Raw genomic sequence first — 18531 nt, 5'->3', positions numbered from 1 at the left:
GCGGAGGTTGACGCGTTCGGCCTTGTGATCCTGGGCATTGCCTTTGCTGTGTCTGGCGACTTTGCAGATCGTCAGATCTGGCAGTGGTTCTCCGGGGGCGCCGCCTGCCTGAGCCAGTACAGCTCAAGCAGCTCGCCGATGAACAAGTGCTCGATCAGCTTTTCGCGGCAGACGGATTGGCGCGTATCCAGCGTCACCGGCGTGTCAGTCGTCATAACCCAGGTTGGGCATCAGCCAGCGTTCGCTGACGGCGATGTCCTGCGCCTTGCGCTTGCTGTACTGCTCGATCTGATCCTTGTCGACCTTGCCCACGGCGAAGTACTGCGCCTCGGGGTGGGCGAAGTACCAACCGGACACCGCCGCCGCCGGGAACATTGCATAGTGCTCGGTGAGGAACACGCCGCTCTTGCCGGCCTTGTGGTAGTCGGCCTCGGGGTCGAGCAGCTTGAACAGCGTGGCCTTCTCGGTGTGATCCGGGCAGGCCGGATAGCCGGGGGCAGGGCGGATGCCCTTGTACTGCTCGCGGATCAGCGCGTCGTTGTCCAGTTGCTCGTCCCTGGCGTAACCCCAGTACTCCTTGCGCACGCGCTCGTGCAGCCATTCGGCACAGGCTTCGGCAAGGCGGTCGGCAAGGGCCTTGACCATGATCGCGTTGTAATCGTCGCCCTTGGCCTCGTAAGCCTTGGCCACTTCCTCGGCGCCGATGCCGGCAGTGGTGATGAAACCGCCGACGTAGTCGGTCACACCGCTGTCCTTGGGTGCGACGAAGTCGGCCAGCGACAGGTTCGGCTTGCCATCGGGCTTGATGGTCTGCTGGCGCAGGTGGTGCAGGGTGGCCAACTGCTCGCCATCCTTTCCATATACTTCGATATCGTCGTCACGCACCTGATTGGCCGGCCAGAAACCCAGCACCGCGCGCGCCTTGATCAGCTTCTCGTCGATGAGCTTTTTCAGCAGTTGCCGGGCATCGGCAAACAAGGCAGTGGCCGCTTCGCCGACGACTTCATCGGTGAGAATGCGCGGGTATTTGCCGGCCAGGTCCCAGGAGATGAAGAAAGGCGTCCAGTCGATGTACTCGGCCAGTACGTTGAGGTCGATGTCATCCAGCACCTTGACGCCGGTGAAGCTTGGCTTCGGTGCGGTGTAGCTCGGCCAGTCGAACTTCGGCTTGTTGGCGATGGCACTGTCGTAACTCAGACGTTCGGTTCGCGAGGCGCGAGCGGAGGTACGCTCACGCACCACCACGTACTCGTCGCGGGTACGCTGCACGAAGTCAGGTTTGAGTTCCTTGGACAGTAGCTGGGTGGCAACGCCAACCGCGCGCGAAGCGTCGGTGACGTAGATCACTGCATCATTCTTGTATTGCGGCTCGATCTTCACCGCCGTGTGCGCCTTGGAAGTGGTGGCGCCGCCGATCATCAGCGGCAGGGTGAAGCCCTGGCGCTGCATTTCCTTGGCGACGTGGACCATCTCGTCCAACGACGGGGTGATCAGGCCGGACAGGCCGATGATGTCGCATTTTTCGGCGATGGCGGTCTGCAGGATCTTCTCCGCCGGCACCATCACGCCCAGATCGACGATGTCGTAGCCGTTGCAGCCCAGCACCACGCCGACGATGTTCTTGCCGATGTCGTGCACGTCGCCCTTGACGGTCGCCATGAGGATCTTGCCCTTGGCTTCCGGCTTGTCGCCTTTCTCCGCTTCGATGAAGGGAATCAGGTGCGCCACGGCCTGCTTCATCACCCGGGCGGACTTGACCACCTGGGGCAGGAACATCTTGCCCGAGCCGAACAGGTCGCCAACGATGTTCATTCCGCTCATCAACGGGCCTTCGATGACTTCGATGGGACGCGCGCACTGCTGGCGGCACTCCTCGGTGTCTTCGACGATGAAGGCAGTGATGCCCTTGACCAGCGCGTGTTCCAGGCGCTTGACGACCGAAAGCGAACGCCACTCTTCGTTTTCGACTTCCTTGGCGGCGCCGTCACCCTTGTATTGATCGGCGATGGCCAGCAAGGCGTCGGTGCCACCGGGTGTGCGGTTGAGCACCACATCCTCGACCTTGTCGCGCAGCTCCTTGGGAATCTCGTCGTAGATTTCCAGTTGGCCGGCGTTGACGATGCCCATGGTCAGGCCGTTCTGGATCGCGTAGTAGAGGAACACCGAGTGGATCGCCTCTCGCACCGGGTTGTTGCCGCGGAACGAGAAGGACACGTTGGAGACACCGCCCGAGCTGAGTGCATAGGGCAGGTTGTCGCGAATGAAGGCGCAGGCTTCAATGAAGTCGACCGCGTAGTTGTTGTGCTCCTCGATACCGGTGGCGACGGCGAAGATGTTCGGGTCGAAGATGATGTCTTCCGGCGGAAAACCCACTTCATTGACCAGGATATCGTAGCTGCGCTGGCAGATTTCCTTCTTGCGTGCAGCGGTGTCGGCTTGTCCGACTTCGTCGAAGGCCATTACCACCACAGCGGCGCCATAGCGCTTGCACAGCTTGGCGTGGTGCTTGAACTGCTCGACGCCTTCCTTCATGGAGATGGAGTTGACGATGCCCTTGCCCTGGATGCATTTCAGGCCGGCTTCGATCACCTCCCACTTGGAGGAGTCGATCATGATCGGCACACGAGAGATGTCCGGCTCGCCGGCAATCAGGTTAAGGAACCTGACCATGGCGGCTTTCGAGTCGAGCATGCCCTCGTCCATGTTGATGTCGATCACCTGGGCGCCGGCTTCCACCTGCTGCAGGGCGACTTCCAGCGCCTCGGTGTAATTCTCCTCGCGGATCAGGCGGGCGAATTTGGCCGAGCCAGTGATGTTGGTGCGCTCGCCGACGTTCACGAACAGCGAGTTGCGGTCGATGGTGAAGGGCTCGAGGCCGGACAGGCGGCAGGCCTTGGGAATGTCCGGGATCACGCGCGGCGGGTACTTGGCCACGGCCTCGGCGATGGCCTGGATATGTCCCGGCGTAGTGCCGCAGCAACCGCCGATGATGTTCAGAAAACCGCTGGCGGCGAACTCTTCGACCACCGCAGCCATCTCGGCGGGCGATTCGTCGTATTCGCCGAAGGCGTTCGGCAGGCCGGCGTTGGGGTGCGCGGAAACGTGGGTGTCGGCCTTGTTCGACAGCTCTTCCAGGTAGGGGCGCAGGTCCTTGGCGCCAAGGGCGCAGTTCAGGCCAACGGAGATTGGGTTGGCGTGCCGCACCGAGTTCCAGAATGCCTCGGTGGTCTGGCCGGACAGCGTACGGCCGGAGGCATCGGTGATGGTGCCGGAAATCATGATCGGCAGCTCGACGCCGTCTTCGTCGAAGACCTGCTGCACCGCGAAGATCGCAGCCTTGGCGTTGAGGGTGTCGAAGATGGTCTCGATCAGGATCAGGTCGGCGCCGCCGGCGATAAGGCCGCGAGTGGCCTCGGTGTAGTTCTCTACCAGTTCGTCGAAGGTAACGTTGCGGTAGCCGGGGTCGTTGACGTCCGGGGAGATCGAGCAGGTGCGGCTGGTTGGGCCCAGCACACCTGCAACGAAGCGAGGGCGATCCGGGGTTTCCAACGTCTTGGCATCGGCCACTTCACGGGCTACGCGGGCACCAGCCAGGTTCAGCTCGTAGGCCAGCGCTTCCATGCCGTAGTCGGCCTGGGACACCTGGGTGGCGTTGAAAGTGTTGGTTTCCAAGATGTCGGCGCCGGCATCCAGATAGGCCTTCTCGATGGCAGCGATGATCTGCGGCTGGCTGAGCAGCAGCAGGTCGTTGTTGCCTTTTACATCGCTCGGCCAGTCGGCGAAGCGCTCGCCACGGTAGTCTGCCTCTTCCAGCTTGTAGCTCTGGATCATGGTGCCCATGCCGCCATCGAGGATCAGGATGCGCTCCTTCAGGGCTTGCTGGAGGGCTTGGAGGCGGGCGCTGCGATCGGACATGAGTACTACCTGAGCAAAGCGAAAACAGAGGGGCGCGATGATAGCAAAGCTGCAGGGTTCTGGAGCGTGTCTGGGCTTTCCATGAATTTCATTCATGTTGCTAGGAGCGGCGTCTCGTTAGAATTGCCAGCATCGCAATCAAGGACGTGGTCATGCTCAAGCCCGCTGCTCTGTTTCTTCTTTCTTTCGCAGCCGGCCTGGCCCGAGCGGAAGCGATTTCCTATATCGACGACGTCCAACCGATCCTTACCCACAAATGTGTGGCCTGCCATACCTGCTATGACGCGCCGTGTCAGCTCAATCTGGGCAGTGGCGAAGGCATCGCGCGCGGCGCCAGCAAGCAGCCGGTGTACGACGGCACACGCAGCCAGGCGCAAGCGACCACTCGGCTTTATCTGGATGCACAGGGCGAGGCCGCCTGGCGCCAGCGCGACTTTCATTCGGTGCTCGATGGCGAGAACGGCCAGGCTGCGCTGATCAAGCGCATGTTGGAGCTGGGTCGCAGTCAGCCATTGGAGCCCAATGCCAGGCTCCCGGACAATCTCGATATTGCCATCACCCGCAGCAACAGCTGTTCATTGCCGGGTGAGTTCGCCGCCTACGCACAGAAGAATCCCCATGGCGGTATGCCGTTCGCCGTGACGGGTCTGAACGATGACGAGTACACCACCCTGGAGCAGTGGCTGGCGCAGGGCGCGCCGGTCGCCGAGCTGGCGCTCACACCAAGCGCGGTCGAGTTGCGCCAGGTGGAGCAGTGGGAAAGCTTCATGAATGCGCCCGGTGCGCGGCAGGATCTGGTGTCGCGCTGGCTGTACGAGCATTTGTTCCTCGCGCATCTGCACTTCGAGGGCGGTGAGTCCGGGCACTTCTTCCAGATGGTCCGTTCGCGCACCCCCAGCGGCAAACCCATCGATCCGATCGCCACGCGCCGCCCCAACGACGATCCGGGCACTGAGTTCTACTACCGGCTGTGGCCGATCCAAGGCGTGATCGTGCACAAGACGCACATCACCTATCCTTTGGGTGACGCCAAGCTGGCGCGGGTCAAGGAGCTGTTCTTCGGCGAAGATTGGGCGCTGGACGCTGTACCGGGTTACGGCGCACAACGTCGCGCCAACCCCTTCGAAACCTTCGCCGCGATTCCGGCGCGAGCGCGTTACCAGTTCATGCTGGATAACGCCGAATACTTCGTGCGCACCTTCATCCGTGGTCCGGTGTGCCGCGGGCAGATCGCCACTGACGTGATTCGCGACAACTTCTGGGCCGTGTTCCAGGCGCCGGAGCACGATCTCTACATCACCGATGCCAATTACCAGCGCGAGGCCACGCCGCTGTTGGCCATGCCCGGCCAGTTCGACGATATCGGCGATCTGCTGGGCCTGTGGCGCAACTATCGCGACAAGCGCAACGATTACGAGAACCTACGCAAGGACGCTTACGCCGACGCCCCTCCTGCAGACTGGGCGCATATCTGGAGCGGCAACGACAACGCGCTGCTGTCGATCTTCCGTCAGCACGACAGTGCCTCGGTGCGCAAAGGCCTGCTCGGCGAGATTCCGCAGACCCTCTGGTGGATGGATTACCCGCTGCTGGAGCGCACCTACTACCAACTGGTGGTCAACTTCGACGTATTCGGCAACGTCTCGCACCAGGCGCAGACGCGGTTGTATTTCGATCTGATCCGCAATGGTGCCGAGGTGAACTTCCTGCGCCTGCTGCCAGCGCGTTCTCGTGAGGCTTACCTGGATGACTGGTATCAGAACAGCGGCAAGTTGAAGATGCTGCTGGACTACACCTCGGTCGATCATCGTTCACCGAGCGCCATTGGCCTGACCGGTGACGATCCGAAGAAGCAGTTCGCCGAACAGCTGCTGCAGCGCTACGGCAAACTCAACGCGCGTCCTGACCCGATCAACCGCTGCACGGGCGCGCAGTGTTATCGCGACGGTTTGCCCAGGGAGCTGCAAGATGTCGAGCAGACGTTGGCGCGCCTGGCCAGTCGTCCGGCGGGCGGCTTGCGGGTGATCGATCAACTGCCAGAAGCGACGATGCTGCGGGTGGAGCTGAGCGATGGTTCGCGTGAGATCTACAGCCTGCTGCGCAACCGCGCACACAGCAACGTGGCGTTCATGCTGGGAGAGGAGCTGCGCTATCAGCCGCGCCTGGACACCCTGACCATCTACCCGGAAGTGCTGAGCAGTTATCCGAATTTCCTGTTCACGGTCAAAGCGGGCGAGGTGGATGCCTTTGTCAAGCAGATGGAGGGCGTCAGCGACGCAAAATCCTTCGAGCGTCTCGTCGAGCGCTGGGGCGTACGGCGTAGTCATCCCGAGTTTTGGCGCTATTTCCATGATATCGCCGAGCATATTCGCGAAACCCAACCGTTGGAGGCGGGCGTGCTGGACATGAACCGCTACCAGAACCTCTGAGCGCATCACCGGAGCGCATGTGAAGTGCGCTCCGGATTGCTTGTCACATGGCGGCTATGGCTGCGATCAATTCCTACTAATTTAGTTGGGCTTTAACCGGGCGGCGCTCTGGCGTACACTGCGCCCATGTTCGCGAGGAGTTGCCATGAGCGCCATCATCATTACCCAAGCTGCCGAAGATTACCTGGCCGAGCTGCTGAGCAAGCAGGACACGCCGGGTATCGGCATCCGAGTTTTCATCACCCAGCCAGGTACGCCTTACGCGGAAACCTGCATTGCCTACTGCAAGCCGGGTGAGCAGAAGCCTGAAGACAACGCCGTCGGCCTGGCCAGTTTCACCGCCTGGATCGATGGTGTCAGCGAGCCTTTCCTGGAAGACGCAGTCGTCGACTACGCCACCGATCGTATGGGCGGCCAACTGACCATCAAGGCGCCGAACGCCAAGGTGCCGATGGTCAACGAAGACAGCCCGCTCAACGAACGAATCAACTACTACCTGCAGACCGAGATCAACCCTGGCCTGGCCAGCCACGGCGGCCAGGTGACGCTGATCGACGTGGTCGAGGAGGGCATCGCCGTCCTGCAGTTCGGAGGCGGTTGCCAAGGTTGTGGTCAGGCCGACTACACCCTCAAGGAAGGCATCGAGAAAACCCTGCTCGAGCGCATTCCGGAGCTCAAGGGTGTGCGTGACGTGACCGACCACAGCAATCGCGAGAACGCTTACTACTGATAAGCCCATGCACATGAAAAAGGGGCGACCAAGGTCGCCCCTTTTTTATTTCAGGCTTTGAGCACACGTTTGCTGGAGGCTGGGAAACGCTCGAGCTTTTCAGCAGGGCGAATCGGGCGCTTTACCAGTTCACCGCCGCAGTTCGGGCAGCGTAGCGCCAGCACGGATTCTGCACAGGAGCGGCAGAAGGTGCACTCGAAGGAGCAGATCAAGGCGTCAACACTGGCTGCAGGCAGATCGCAGTCGCAGTTCTCGCAATTGGGGCGCAGTTCAAGCATGGCGCTAAGCTCGGCACAGTGGGTCGTTGCAGCAGTCTGCAACCGCCGGAGATTAAGCGCAACGGGGCAAATCTGAGGGCGCACAAGGCGCCCCGAAAAGGACTTACTCCGGCATGCTCCACGGCGCGAGATCGAAGCCCTGACGGCTCAACTCATCGCGCGAGCGCTGCAGCGCGTCTTCCAGCTGTTGCGGGTCACTGTAGGTAGCGCTGGAAAGCTGGGTGCGGCCAAGCAGGCGAGTGTTGGTGCGGTCGATGACGCTGATGCTGACGACGCCGGTGCCGTCCTGCGGAGCCCAGGCCACGCACTGGAACGGGCGGAAGGCGCGATCGGCAATCAGCAGGGCTTCGTTGAAACGCAGCGGTGTGTTCATGGGGTCGGTTTCTCCGAGTTGATCCCAACAATCAATGGCGGCCAACAGGTTATTGATGTTGGCCTTTCAATGTTATTGATGAACTCAGTCGACCCATAAGTCACACATACCTGAAAAAAGTTTTATTACCGGCGTAGTGTGCCTTGATAAAAACTTCTGGCGTCTCGCCGGCTACAACTTTCTACTGCGAAAGTTCCGCCTCTGTTTCTTGCGTAAGTGGCTGCGGCGCAGCGCTGGCAGGGGCTGAGGCGTTGCGCTGATGACGATAGGCGCTTACCGCCTCATATACCGTTTTGCGCAAACGGTTTATGCCACCGATAGGACGGTGTTCGGGAAGTGCATGCCAGGGGTTGAAGGACAAATTGTCGCAGAACAGGTTTTGTTCGCGGCTATCGAAGTCCTGAGGGTGTACGGTAATACGCGCAACGCTCTCGAAGGGCGATATCTTTTCACTCCATTCGACTGTCGGATCTTCGATGGGCATGTAGTACTGCGCGTTCTGTTTTTGCACCTGAAGTTCAAAACAGGCCGGTGCGCGGTCCAGTGACAACTGCTGGTAGAGCGCATTGCGCAGGAAGTTGGGCAAGTCAGTGTTTTGTTCCGGCAGCGCGTAGGGGGGGCAATTCTGCGGGGCCGGCACCACGCGATACTTGATGTTCAACTCACCGAGCTTGAACGGCGCGATGGAGTTGTAGGTAGTAGCCACCGGGCTCTCTGGTGCAGGAGCGAGGGTCTTCAGGGCGATGATCAGGTGGCGTGCTTCCCAGGTGCGTGGGTCCCAGCTGGGGAAGAACGCCAGGGCCTTCTTGCCATCGGCCTGGGCGGCGAAGTTGGTGCGGTATTCAGCCACGTCGCGAACGAAGAAGGCCGGATGGTTGAACATCACGAAATCCTGTTCGCCTGCATGCGCCGGGCTCTTCATGAGTTTCTCGCCAGGCACATCGAGCAATTTGATTGCCATGCCGCGCGCATCGCGGGCACGGTCGAACTGCGGGTAGGCATTGCCGTTGGAGAGGCGCATCCAGGCCTGCCAGGTGTGCCCCGGTTCACTGAACACACCCTGGCGCAGTGACTCATCCAGTGTATCGAGCACTTGCACCTCGGCTTTGACACAGCCGTGGGCCTTGGCATGGGCATCGCGCAGCACGCGGGTGTTGTCGCGGTGCTGCTCGACGATGCGTACAGCATCTTCGATGATCAGTCTGCTCAATACCGCTTCTTCCGGCGCGATCTGCTCTTGCGTGGAGACCGGGCCGGAGAATTTCCAGGCGTAATAGGCTTCGCCCAATCCCCAGCCAACCAGGCCGACCAGGGCGACGGTGAGCAGCAGTTTGCCGAGCAGACGGCCGAGCCAGAGCCAGAAGCGTTTCAACATCGTTGCAATCCTTGTTCTCGAACCTGTTGGTTGAAATCAGCCTTCGCAGCTCGGACCGGGCGTCCAGGCTTGTACCGGCACGTCACTGAGCCGGGTTTCCAGGTCAGCGTTACCGAGCACCTTGAGGTATTCGATCAGCGCCAGGCGCTCGTCCGGCGACAAGGCGCGCCCGATGACACCCTCTTGGCGGCAGCCATCGCGGAACTCATGGCCACCATTGCCGTTGCCGGTAACGCGGGTATCGAGCAGGAAACCGCCTGGGAACTTGTCGCTGCGATAGCCCACGCGTACCGGGTCGAATTCGAAGTCGCCGACCCAGAACTGAGCCTGCCGCTCGTATACGGGAGAGAGCAGTTCGAACAGGTTGGGTACCGAGCCGTTGTGCAGGAAGGGCGGGGTCGCCCAGATGCCGTCGAGTGGACGGGCCTTGTAGCCGCGCTTTTCCTGTACGCCGATGGGCAGGCCATAGCCATCCATTTCCTTGCGCTGTTGTGGTCCGATACCGGCGTCCTGATAGGCGCGGTTTTCCACGTAGGCGGTGATATAGGCCAGACCCTTGGCGCTGGAAATGCTCTTGAAATCGACATCATCCAGGCTGGAACCGAACAGTTTCACATCCAGGCGCGATAGTTCAGCCTTGGTCCAGCCCAGACGGCTGATGTCGAAACGATGGTCAGCGATGTTGTCGGCGGTAGTTGGATCGGTGCCGACGATGCTGATCGGTACGACACGCATCTTCCACTCAGGGTCGCGCGACGGGGCCAGGCGTTGGTCGCGCGGCTTGGGATCGGGGGCATGGCAATAGGCGCAATTCTCGGTGTAGAGCGCTTTGCCACGACTGGCCAGCGGCAGATCCACCTTGCCGAATACAGCCTCTGGCCACTTGGGTGGCTGCAGCCGTTTCAAGGTTTCCTCCAGGGTGTAGAGGTCATGCAGGCGCACGCTGGAGGCGTAGCGATCAGCCTCGGCGACGCCTTTGCCATGTTCGTCGAGCAGATGCAGGCTGGCGCCGACGCCAAGGGCTTCGCCAACGTTGCGCGCCATCGGCTGCATGGCCGAGCCATTCCATTGCACCCAGTCGAATTTCCAGATATCCCAGAGTTGCGGGTAGCTGACCGGGGCATTGGCAACGCGGTAGTTGGCGTCATCCAGCACATCACCGAACACGGTATTGGCGATACGACCGAATGCATCGGTACGGCCAAAACCTTCTTCGGTCGGATACAGGCCGCGGTGCCAGTCGTTGAGGGCGGTCGCCAGTAGCCTGTCGAGCACTTGCTTGAAATCCTCGCGCAGTTGATCACGGCCCTGTGGGTACTGATCACCCAGGACTTCCTGGGCAAACCGACGGAATTTCAGCGGGTTGTAATAGGTGAAGGCCATGCTCATACCCAGCGCCTGGCCAAAACCGCCGCCACGCAGGGTCGGTACAGTGGAGGCCAGCGAGTGCAGGGCTGCACCACCGTCGATACGTACGGCCTGGCCTTTGTAGCGCAACTCGCCGGTATGGCAGGCGGCGCAGCTGATATCGAGGAAGTGCTCGCCGCTTTCGCTGTCCTGGTGACGGGTAAAGCCGACCGGCAGATTGCCGGGATTCAGATCGCTTGGCCGCTGCCCGGGATCGGTGAGAAAACCGAAGCGGGCCAGATAATCGAGGCGGGCGAATTTCTCGGTGCCGAACGGCATTTCCAGCGCGCTGAACCAGTCATAACGCAGGCCTTTAACCGTGGTGCCCTGTGGCGTGTAGTAATAGGTCTGGCGCTGCTCCTCGCTCCACTGGTCCAGATAGTGCAGCTCACTGGGCTGCTGATAGGTCGGGAGGTTGGGGTTGGCCACGTAATACAGCGCAACCGCCAGGCCGATCAGTGCCAACAAAATGACGAGTTTCAGGGTGCGGCGCAGCAGACGCATCAGAGACTTCCTTGTAGCGTTCTTATTAATCAGCCTGTTATGCCAATACTGCAGGCTATTGGCAAGGTGCCATCGCCGTGATCATGAAAACTCTTCAATAACCAGCAGGAACAACGCATATAGAGAAATGATCCATGAAGCGTCAAAGTTCTTGCTAACTTTACGTTTGCGAGCGCCAAATTGTTGTTTTTATTGGAATTACAAAATAATGGCGCCAAGGATGGAGTATGTTGGAGGCTGTTTCCGTCGCATCCCGGCAATTACTCGTGCTCGATCCTTTCGAGGCATGCGCAGTGCTGTTTCAGCCGTTGCAGGCCGCTGGCTGGACCGTGCAGCGCTGCACGCCAGAAACGCTCAACGGCCATGCAGGCGATGCACTCCTGCTTCACCTCGATCAGCAACCTGGTCATGCGCTGCTCAAGCAACTGCAACTGACAAAGCTTGGCTGCATCGTGCTGGCGGATGCCGAGCGATTGATGCAGGTCGGCAGTGATGAGCTGGTCGGTGAATGGTGTTTCGCCGCGCTGACATTGCCAGTGGAAATGCCCCGGTTACTGGAAACCTTGCAACAGGCGCAGGCAGCCACTCGCTTGCGCAGATTAAAAAATGACGGACGACATGCGCCGCAGTTTTTGGGCAATTGCGCTGCAGCGCGCAGTCTGCGTCGGCAGCTGGATCGCCTGAGTCATACCGATGGACCGCTGCTTGTCAGCGGGGAGCGCGGCAGCGGCAAGCATCTTCTGGCACGCTTGCTCCACCAGCGTTCATCTTTTTCAGCCCAGGCCATGCGCGTTATCGACTGCGCCGAACCTCTCGACGGCGCTGCTCTCGCCGCATCGAGCATCACCAGCGTGCTACTCGAAAACGCCTCTCGGCTTTCTGAAATGGACCAGCAAAGGTTGTTGGACTACCTGCAGCGCAATCCTCAAGCGCATCTGTTGACCCTGGACCGAGGCGAGTTGGTGCAGGCCCTGCATCAGGGATGTTTCAGACGGGATCTGTTTCATCAATTGGCAGCGCAACAGCTGCAAACGCCGAATCTGCGCGAGCATCCTGGTGATCTGTCGCTGCTGGCCGAGCATTTCGCCAAACAGCACGGGGCAATGATCGGGCGGCATCATCGGCGTTTCAGCGAAGAAGCGATAGACGCCATGATCAGCCATCCCTGGCCAGGCAATGTTCGCGAGCTGCGCAATCGCGTGGTCCGCGCGCTGGTGCGGGCTCAAGGACGACAGATTCTCGCAGCCGACCTTGGCTTGCGCCCGGCACAGGCCAGCATCGACGCCCCGGTGACGCTGGAGGACTACATACTGCGCGCCGAACGGCAGGCGCTGAACGACGTCCTGGGTCGCTACACCAACAACATGAGCCAGGCGGCGCGGACGCTCGGGGTGTCGCGACCAACCTTCTATCGCTTGCTGCACAAGCATCGCCTGCGCTGAGGCTCAAGGCTGTAACGCTCGAGAAACACTGCTAAGGTGCTCGGCACACCTATCGCCAAGGAGATCGTCATGCACCCGTTCGACGCCGAGAAGCCGCCGCAACTGGCCGTGTTGCTGGGTTATGCCGGGCTGGTGCCATTCGTTGGCGGTGCGCTGGGCATCTGGGTGATTCCCATCGGCTGGCGGCCTTTCGTGCTGGATGCATTGCTGGATTTCGCTGCCGTGATCCTGGCCTTCATGGGCGCCATTCACTGGGGGCTGGCGATGCGTGCGGAGGAAACCGACGAGAAGGCCAAGTTGCAGCTGGGGCTTTCGGTGATTCCACCCTTGCTGGGCTGGGCTGCACTGGCTGGCGGACTGCCGATGGGCTTGTCGCTACCGATTTTCCTTTTTGCTTTTATCGGTCTGTATCTGGCGGACATGCACGCGGTACGCGTCGAACTGGCGCCGCAATGGTATCCGGCACTACGTACGCCACTGACGCTGGTGGTGTGCCTGAGCCTGTTAGTGGCCTGGGCCAGCGTCCTGATCCGCTGAGCCGAGCAGCATTGCGACCTGCTTCAGCGCTGCCTGGCGTCGTTCGTCCCAGCCACCTGAAAGTTCGCAGAAACGCTGCCCGTTACCCTGCAGCCAGCCGCGGCAGGCCTGATGAAAGGCCTGCCGCTCTGCCAGCTGTGGCTGGCAACGCTGGCCATCTTCGATCCAGGGCACGCCAGCGGGGTCGAGCAACAGATGCTGGTCGTAGTGGCGCGCCAGCAACTCGGCCTCCAACCACGGTGGACAATCGCCGAACAGGCAACGGCTCCAGAGCATGTTGCTCAGCAGGTGCGTGTCGAGGATCAGCAGCGGCGGCCTGGCTGCCCGCGCAGCATCCTCCCAGGCCAGTTGACCGCGAGCGATCTCGTCGATGTCTGCGTAGCAGGTATCGCGCTGCTGCTCGTCGATGAAGTCGCGCACGTACTCGCCCACCACAATGCCACCGAAGCGCGCCTGTATGTGCGCCGCCAGCCAGCTTTTGCCGCTGGACTCCGGCCCGGTCAGTACCAGCACCTTCATGGCGCGCACTGCAACGCGGGGTCGCGGCGCCAGCTCAGCCAACCGCTGACGGCCAAAGCGGTGAAGGCGGCGTAGAGACCCGCAGTCAGATACAGCTCGCTATAGAGGAAGAAGGCCACGTAGCAGAGGTCGACGATTACCCAAAGCACCCAGCATTGCAGGCGTTTCTGCGCCATCCACAATTGTGCGACCAGGCTGAATGCGGTCAGCGCCGAATCCAGCCAGGGTGAGCTGGCGTCGGTGTAGGTCGCCATGAGATAGCCGAGCAGCCCGGTACCGAGCGCGCCGATCAGTAGCCCAGTCAGGACTGCGACCGCGCTCAGGCGGCTGACATTGCGCCCATCGTGGCGTTCGCCGCCACGGGTCCACTGCCACCAGCCGTAGAGCTGCAGCGCAGCGAACAACAGTTGCAGGAGCAGGTTGGAATACAGCCGCCAGTCATAGAACAGCCAGGCGTAGAGCAACACCATGATCAGGCCGATGGGCCAGCACCAGGGGTTCTGTCTGACGGTCAGCCAGACGGCGACGATGCCGAGTCCGGCGGCAACGAGTTCGAGCCAGGACATCCGGCGCTCTCAAATAAGGAAAGGGTGGCGATTGTACTGATGCAGGCGACTCAGCACACCAGGCTGTCGGCTTGTCGATAGAGCATCAGCAGCTTACGGGTGATGGTTTGCTGGATGTCGTCGCGCTCGAAGCTCGACAATCGCTCCAGACGTGCCAGTTGCAAGCGATGCAGGTGGATATAGGGCATCTGCTGGTCGAATTCGCGCAGATCGCCCTTCATCAATACCGGCAAGAACAGATCACCAATTTTCTTCTGGTTGCTGATGATCTGCGCCAGTGCCGGTTTGAAGGGCATGGTCTTGGGCGCCGGCCCACCATCCTTGATCTGGGTGCTGAGCAAGAGCCCCGGCTTGCCCATGACCTTGCCCGGCAACACGCACAGGCCCGTCTTGCGGATGGCCTGGCTATCGATGCCGTGCAGGGTGTCGTGGAAGGCGTAGGGGTTGGGCAGCACCACCATCTTGCGCCCGAGATCGGTGGGGAAGTGCAGGCTGTAGTTGGTGTACAACTGCCCCACCGATTCGGAATAGACGCACAGGCGATTCTCGAACAGCTTGATGAAACGCTCGGCCAGCTCGCGGCGGGCCATGCTGTCCAGGTCCCAGATCAGGTCCTGGTTCTGTGGCCGACTGAAATCGACCTCCTGATGTTGCATGCTGCTCATGTCCGTCTCATACGCGGAACTGCCCAAGCAGACGATTGAGCTGGTCGGCCAGCTGTTTCAGGTGCTGACTGGCCGCGCTCGACTGCTCGGCAGCCTCGGCGGTGTTGTGGGCCAGCGCTGCCGTCTGCGTGACGTTCTGATTGATGTCTTCCACCACGTGAGATTGTTGCAGGGTGGCGCTGGCGATCGAGGCGTTGAGCCCGGTCAGGTTGCGCAGCGATTGGGCGATCTGGGCGAGGCTCTCGCCAGCCTGGCTGGCCTGCTCCACGGTCAGTTGGGAAGCGCGGCTGCTTTCGTTGATCACCTTGACGGCGGCTTCGGAGTTGCCTTGCAGGCGCTCGATCATGCCCTGAATTTCGGCGGTGGACGTTTGCGTCCGCTGCGCCAGGAGTCTCACTTCGTCCGCGACCACAGCGAAACCACGGCCCTGCTCACCGGCGCGGGCAGCCTCGATGGCGGCGTTGAGAGCGAGCAGGTTGGTTTGCTCGGCAATGGAGCGGATCACCTCGAGCACGCTGCCGATCTGCGTGCTCTCGCTGGCCAGTGACTGAATCACCTCGACAGCCTTGTCGATGGTGCCCGACAACTGATCGATCTGGCGCAGGCTCGCTTCGATGTTTTGCTGGCCCTGGCTGGCCTGGTCCTCGGCGGTATGCATCTCGCTGGAGGCGTGCTCGGCGTTCTTCGCCACGTCCTGCACCCCGTAGGTCACCTCGTTGACAGCGGTCGCCACCAGCTCCATCTGCTGCGCCTGTTGCTGGCTGTGGCGCTGCGCTTCGCTGGAGATGTCGCCAAGCGAACGGGCGGCCTGGTCGAGCGACCCCGCCGAATCGAGCATCTGCCGGATCACATGGCGCAGCTTCGCGGTGAAGGCATTGAAATAGGTCGCCAGGGCGGTCAATTCGTCTCGCCCGTGGGTGTCGAGGTTGCGGGTCAGGTCACCTTCGCCGCTGGAAATGCTAGCCATGGCGTCCACGGCCGCCTGCAGAGGCTGCACGATGCTGCGAGTGATCAGCACCACCAGTCCAGTCAGAAGCAGGGCGATCAGCAGGCCGATGCTCATGGCTTTCACCGCCTGGGCCCTGAACTCCACCTGCACGTCATCGACATAGACGCCGGAGCCGATGATCCAGCCCCAGGGCTGGAACAGTTCGACGTAGGAGATTTTCGGTACCGGGTCAGTGGCGCCGGGTTTCGGCCAGCGGTAGTCGACCTGGCCGGCCCCTTGGCTGCGGGTAATGGCGACCATCTCGTTGAACAGCGCCTTGCCGTCCGGATCCTTGAAGCCGGAAAGATTCTGGCCCTCGAGCTTGGCATTCATCGGGTGCATGAGCATGACCGGGGTCTGGTCGTTGATCCAGAAGTACTCCTGGCCGTCGTAGCGCAAACCGCGCACCGCTTCCATGGCCTGCTTCTGCGCCTCTTCGCGGCTCAGGCTGCCGGCGCTTTCCAGGCTGTGGAAATGCTTGAGAATACCGGCCGCACTCTGCACCACATGCTCGGTCTTTTCCGATTTGCCGGCGTAAAGATCAATGTGGATCTGGCGCAGCATGTAAGCGCCCTGCAAGATCAGCGTCAGAATGGCCAGCGCCAGGATCAGCCATAGACGGCGGCTGATGGGAAGACTACGTAAGCTGTTCATGGACGAATTCCTGATTGTTGTAATTGTCGGCTTCAGGGCTGCCTCGAAGGGCGCAGAGCAATACTGTCACATCGAGGCATTATTCACTCTAGTTGTCTGATAGCATTTCGGCAGCCCGGCGCAGAACCTGAATGAGTACCGGGCTAGACCGTTGCAAGGAACCTCCATGACGGTTTTGTGTCCCAGGGCCGGGGCCATGCTCCACGTTCTGAGTTTTACGCGTAGGTAGTTGCCGCGCTTTGGGGGATTTGATGGATTTATGGGTGGCCTTTCAGGCCCTGCTTCTGGGCATAGTGGAAGGCCTGACCGAGTTCTTGCCGATTTCCAGCACCGGGCACCTGATCGTGGTTGGTGATTTGCTGGGGTTCAATGGCGAGAAGGCGACGGCGTTCAAGATCATCATCCAGCTTGGCGCCATCCTGGCCGTCATCTGGGAGTTTCGAACGAAGGTACTCGGTGTCGTAATCGGCTTGCCCAGCGACCCGAACGCGCAGCGTTTCACCTTCAACCTGCTGCTGGCATTCATTCCGGCGGTGATTTTCGGCCTGGCCTTCGCCGATCTGATCGAACATTGGTTGTTCAATCCGATCACGGTCGCCATGGCGTTGATCATTGGCGGCATCATCATGCTCTGGGCAGAGAAGCGCGAACACGCGATCAAGGCCGAAACGGTCGACGACATGACCTGGAAGCTGGCGCTGAAGGTTGGCTTTGCGCAATGTCTGGCGCTGATTCCGGGTACGTCCCGTTCGGGTGCCACCATCATCGGCGGCCTGGTATTCGGTTTGTCGCGCAAGGCGGCGACCGAGTTCTCCTTCTTCCTGGCCATGCCGACCATGGTCGCCGCTACGGTCTATTCGCTGGTCAAGTACCGCGACATCCTGCTGATGAGTGACTTGCCGATCTTCGCCATCGGTTTCATCAGCACCTTCATCGTTGCAATGATCACCGTGCGCGCGCTGCTCAAGTTCATCACCAGCCACAGCTATGCGGTGTTCGCCTGGTACCGCATCGCCTTCGGCCTGGTGATTCTCGCTACCTGGCAGTTGCACCTGATCGACTGGAGCACGGCGCAGCCGTGATTGGTAAAGAGCGCAAGGGGCGCCTGAAAAGCTGGGATGATGCCAAGGGTTTTGGTTTCATCCAACCGTTCAATGGTGGCGCTGATGTCTTCGCGCACATCTCGGTGATGCGCGGTGATCGCCGCCCGCTGCCGGGCGACGAGGTGCTGTTCATCGAAGGGCGTGACGAGCGAGGGCGGCCACGCGCCGAGCACTTGCGCCTGGCTGGCGAGCTCAGCCTCGATCACCAGGCGATCCGGCGCAAACCGAAAACGCCCGGCAAGGCTATTCCTGCAGCACGCAAGGCTGCTGCCAAACTCGCGCTGCGATCATCCACTCAAGGCTCCATCCACAACTTCTCCAGCAAGGCTGTGGTGCTCGCGTTGCTCTGCGTCCTGCCATTGCTCGGCGCCGTAACGCTGTTCGGCAAGGGGGGCTGGTGGGTATTACCGCTCTATCTGCTGGCCAGCCTGCTGAGTTTCCTGCAGTACTGGCTGGATAAACGCAGTGCCCAGACGGGTGACCGACGCACAGCGGAGAATACGCTGCATCTGGTCGAGCTGGCTGGTGGCTGGCCAGGTGCGCTGATCGCTCAGCAGATGTTCCGGCACAAGACGCGCAAGGCGTCCTATCAGGCCGTTTTCTGGCTGATCGTCGCAGTTCATCAGCTGTTCTGGATCGACCTGCTGCTGCTCGACGGTACCTACATCGCCCGCCACATACCCTTATTCGTCCAGTAGCAGGCCGGGTTGCAGGCGCTTGGGCAGGCGGCGCACCACCAGTTGATGCGAGCGCGTCAGCAACTGGCGCAGCTCATCGTCGCCCAGCGGCGGCCGGTGGGCGCTCATACTGATCCAGTAAGCACGAGCCAGATACGGGGCAGGGCGGATGCCCGGACGGTCTACATGACCGAGAAACAGGTCGTTATCGACCTTGAAGGCCAGGTCCTCGCCAAGAAAATCGAGAATGGCGAACATCTTGTTGCCCGCCACCGAAAACACCCGGTTGCTACCCCATTTGAGGTCTTCGCGGGCGCCGGGCAAGGCGAGGCAGAAGGCGGCGATCTGATCCGGCGTCATAGTGGGTCT

General features: G+C 61.0%; 16 protein-coding genes and 2 pseudogenes. 6 read left to right on the top strand and 12 right to left on the bottom strand.

Annotation, left to right across the window (positions count from 1 at the left end):
* Nucleotides 1–71: 71 nt before the first annotated feature.
* Both GV002_RS09470 and metH read right to left on the bottom strand, forming a co-directional pair.
* Nucleotides 72–215, bottom strand: coding sequence for a hypothetical protein (locus tag GV002_RS09470; protein WP_160018057.1), 144 nt, complete (start codon nt 213–215; stop codon nt 72–74).
* Nucleotides 205–3915: a methionine synthase gene (gene metH, locus GV002_RS09465; protein WP_160018056.1), complete on the bottom strand. Its 3711-nt coding sequence runs from the start codon at nt 3913–3915 to the stop codon at nt 205–207. The genes GV002_RS09470 and metH overlap by 11 nt, the downstream gene beginning before the upstream one ends.
* Nucleotides 3916–4067: 152 nt before the next feature.
* Between metH and GV002_RS09460 the strand changes: the two genes are divergently transcribed.
* Together GV002_RS09460 and nfuA are read left to right on the top strand one after the other, a co-directional pair.
* Nucleotides 4068–6344 (top strand): fatty acid cis/trans isomerase, encoded by a 2277-nt coding sequence (locus tag GV002_RS09460; RefSeq protein ID WP_160018055.1) that lies wholly within the window; start codon nt 4068–4070, stop codon nt 6342–6344.
* Nucleotides 6345–6489: 145 nt separating this feature from the next.
* The gene (nfuA, locus tag GV002_RS09455; protein WP_160018054.1) at nt 6490–7074 is read left to right on the top strand and encodes a Fe-S biogenesis protein NfuA; all 585 of its coding nucleotides are present in this window, start codon (nt 6490–6492) and stop codon (nt 7072–7074) included.
* Nucleotides 7075–7124: 50 nt separating this feature from the next.
* Here nfuA and GV002_RS09450 read toward each other — a convergent pair whose 3' ends face one another.
* From GV002_RS09450 to GV002_RS09435, 4 genes are all read right to left on the bottom strand, one after another.
* Nucleotides 7125–7352 carry a DUF1272 domain-containing protein gene (locus GV002_RS09450; RefSeq protein WP_160018053.1) on the bottom strand — a complete coding sequence of 76 codons (228 nt, stop codon included), beginning with the start codon at nt 7350–7352 and terminating at the stop codon, nt 7125–7127.
* 103 nt (nt 7353–7455) lie between these two features.
* Nucleotides 7456–7725, bottom strand: a complete 270-nt coding sequence (locus tag GV002_RS09445) for a hypothetical protein (RefSeq protein ID WP_160018052.1) — start codon at nt 7723–7725, stop codon at nt 7456–7458.
* A gap of 181 nt (nt 7726–7906) precedes the next feature.
* Nucleotides 7907–9100 carry a catalase family protein gene (locus tag GV002_RS09440; protein WP_160018051.1) on the bottom strand — a complete coding sequence of 398 codons (1194 nt, stop codon included), beginning with the start codon at nt 9098–9100 and terminating at the stop codon, nt 7907–7909.
* A gap of 36 nt (nt 9101–9136) precedes the next feature.
* The gene (locus GV002_RS09435) at nt 9137–11011 is read right to left on the bottom strand and encodes a di-heme-cytochrome C peroxidase (protein ID WP_160018050.1); all 1875 of its coding nucleotides are present in this window, start codon (nt 11009–11011) and stop codon (nt 9137–9139) included.
* Between the two features lie 266 nt (nt 11012–11277).
* Between GV002_RS09435 and GV002_RS09430 the strand changes: the two genes are divergently transcribed.
* Nucleotides 11278–12453 (top strand): sigma-54-dependent transcriptional regulator, encoded by a 1176-nt coding sequence (locus GV002_RS09430; RefSeq protein WP_256667054.1) that lies wholly within the window; start codon nt 11278–11280, stop codon nt 12451–12453.
* Between the two features lie 69 nt (nt 12454–12522).
* Nucleotides 12523–12990: a DUF3429 domain-containing protein gene (locus GV002_RS09425; RefSeq protein WP_160018049.1), complete on the top strand. Its 468-nt coding sequence runs from the start codon at nt 12523–12525 to the stop codon at nt 12988–12990.
* Here the strand turns inward: GV002_RS09425 and GV002_RS09420 are convergent.
* The 5 genes and pseudogenes from GV002_RS09420 to GV002_RS24585 form a co-directional block, all read right to left on the bottom strand.
* Nucleotides 12958–13509 carry an AAA family ATPase gene (locus tag GV002_RS09420; RefSeq protein ID WP_160018048.1) on the bottom strand — a complete coding sequence of 184 codons (552 nt, stop codon included), beginning with the start codon at nt 13507–13509 and terminating at the stop codon, nt 12958–12960. The two genes, GV002_RS09425 and GV002_RS09420, sit on opposite strands and share 33 nt — an antisense overlap.
* Nucleotides 13506–14075, bottom strand: coding sequence for a nicotinamide riboside transporter PnuC (pnuC, locus tag GV002_RS09415; protein ID WP_160018047.1), 570 nt, complete (start codon nt 14073–14075; stop codon nt 13506–13508). The genes GV002_RS09420 and pnuC overlap by 4 nt, the downstream gene beginning before the upstream one ends.
* 50 nt (nt 14076–14125) lie before the next feature.
* Nucleotides 14126–14740, bottom strand: coding sequence for a hypothetical protein (locus tag GV002_RS09410; protein ID WP_160018046.1), 615 nt, complete (start codon nt 14738–14740; stop codon nt 14126–14128).
* Between the two features lie 7 nt (nt 14741–14747).
* Nucleotides 14748–15515 (bottom strand): annotated as a pseudogene (locus GV002_RS24590) (methyl-accepting chemotaxis protein); the annotation flags it as partial.
* Nucleotides 15516–15653: 138 nt separating this feature from the next.
* A pseudogene (locus tag GV002_RS24585) lies at nt 15654–16292 on the bottom strand (cache domain-containing protein); the annotation flags it as partial.
* Between the two features lie 341 nt (nt 16293–16633).
* Here GV002_RS24585 and GV002_RS09400 point away from each other — a divergent pair.
* Both GV002_RS09400 and GV002_RS09395 read left to right on the top strand, forming a co-directional pair.
* Nucleotides 16634–17464, top strand: a complete 831-nt coding sequence (locus tag GV002_RS09400; RefSeq protein WP_160018044.1) for an undecaprenyl-diphosphate phosphatase — start codon at nt 16634–16636, stop codon at nt 17462–17464.
* Nucleotides 17461–18183 carry a DUF1294 domain-containing protein gene (locus GV002_RS09395; RefSeq protein WP_160018043.1) on the top strand — a complete coding sequence of 241 codons (723 nt, stop codon included), beginning with the start codon at nt 17461–17463 and terminating at the stop codon, nt 18181–18183. Before GV002_RS09400 ends, GV002_RS09395 begins: the two co-directional genes overlap by 4 nt.
* Here the strand turns inward: GV002_RS09395 and GV002_RS09390 are convergent.
* Entirely contained in the window at nt 18169–18522 is a 354-nt protein-coding gene (locus tag GV002_RS09390; RefSeq protein WP_017676915.1) for an MmcQ/YjbR family DNA-binding protein, read from the bottom strand. The two genes, GV002_RS09395 and GV002_RS09390, sit on opposite strands and share 15 nt — an antisense overlap.
* Nucleotides 18523–18531: the final 9 nt, after the last annotated feature.

Origin of the sequence: Pseudomonas sp. 8O (assembly GCF_902506495.1) — a bacterium.
GTDB lineage: Bacteria > Pseudomonadota > Gammaproteobacteria > Pseudomonadales > Pseudomonadaceae > Aquipseudomonas > Aquipseudomonas chaetocerotis.
This window is presented reverse-complemented; position numbering and strand designations above follow the sequence as displayed.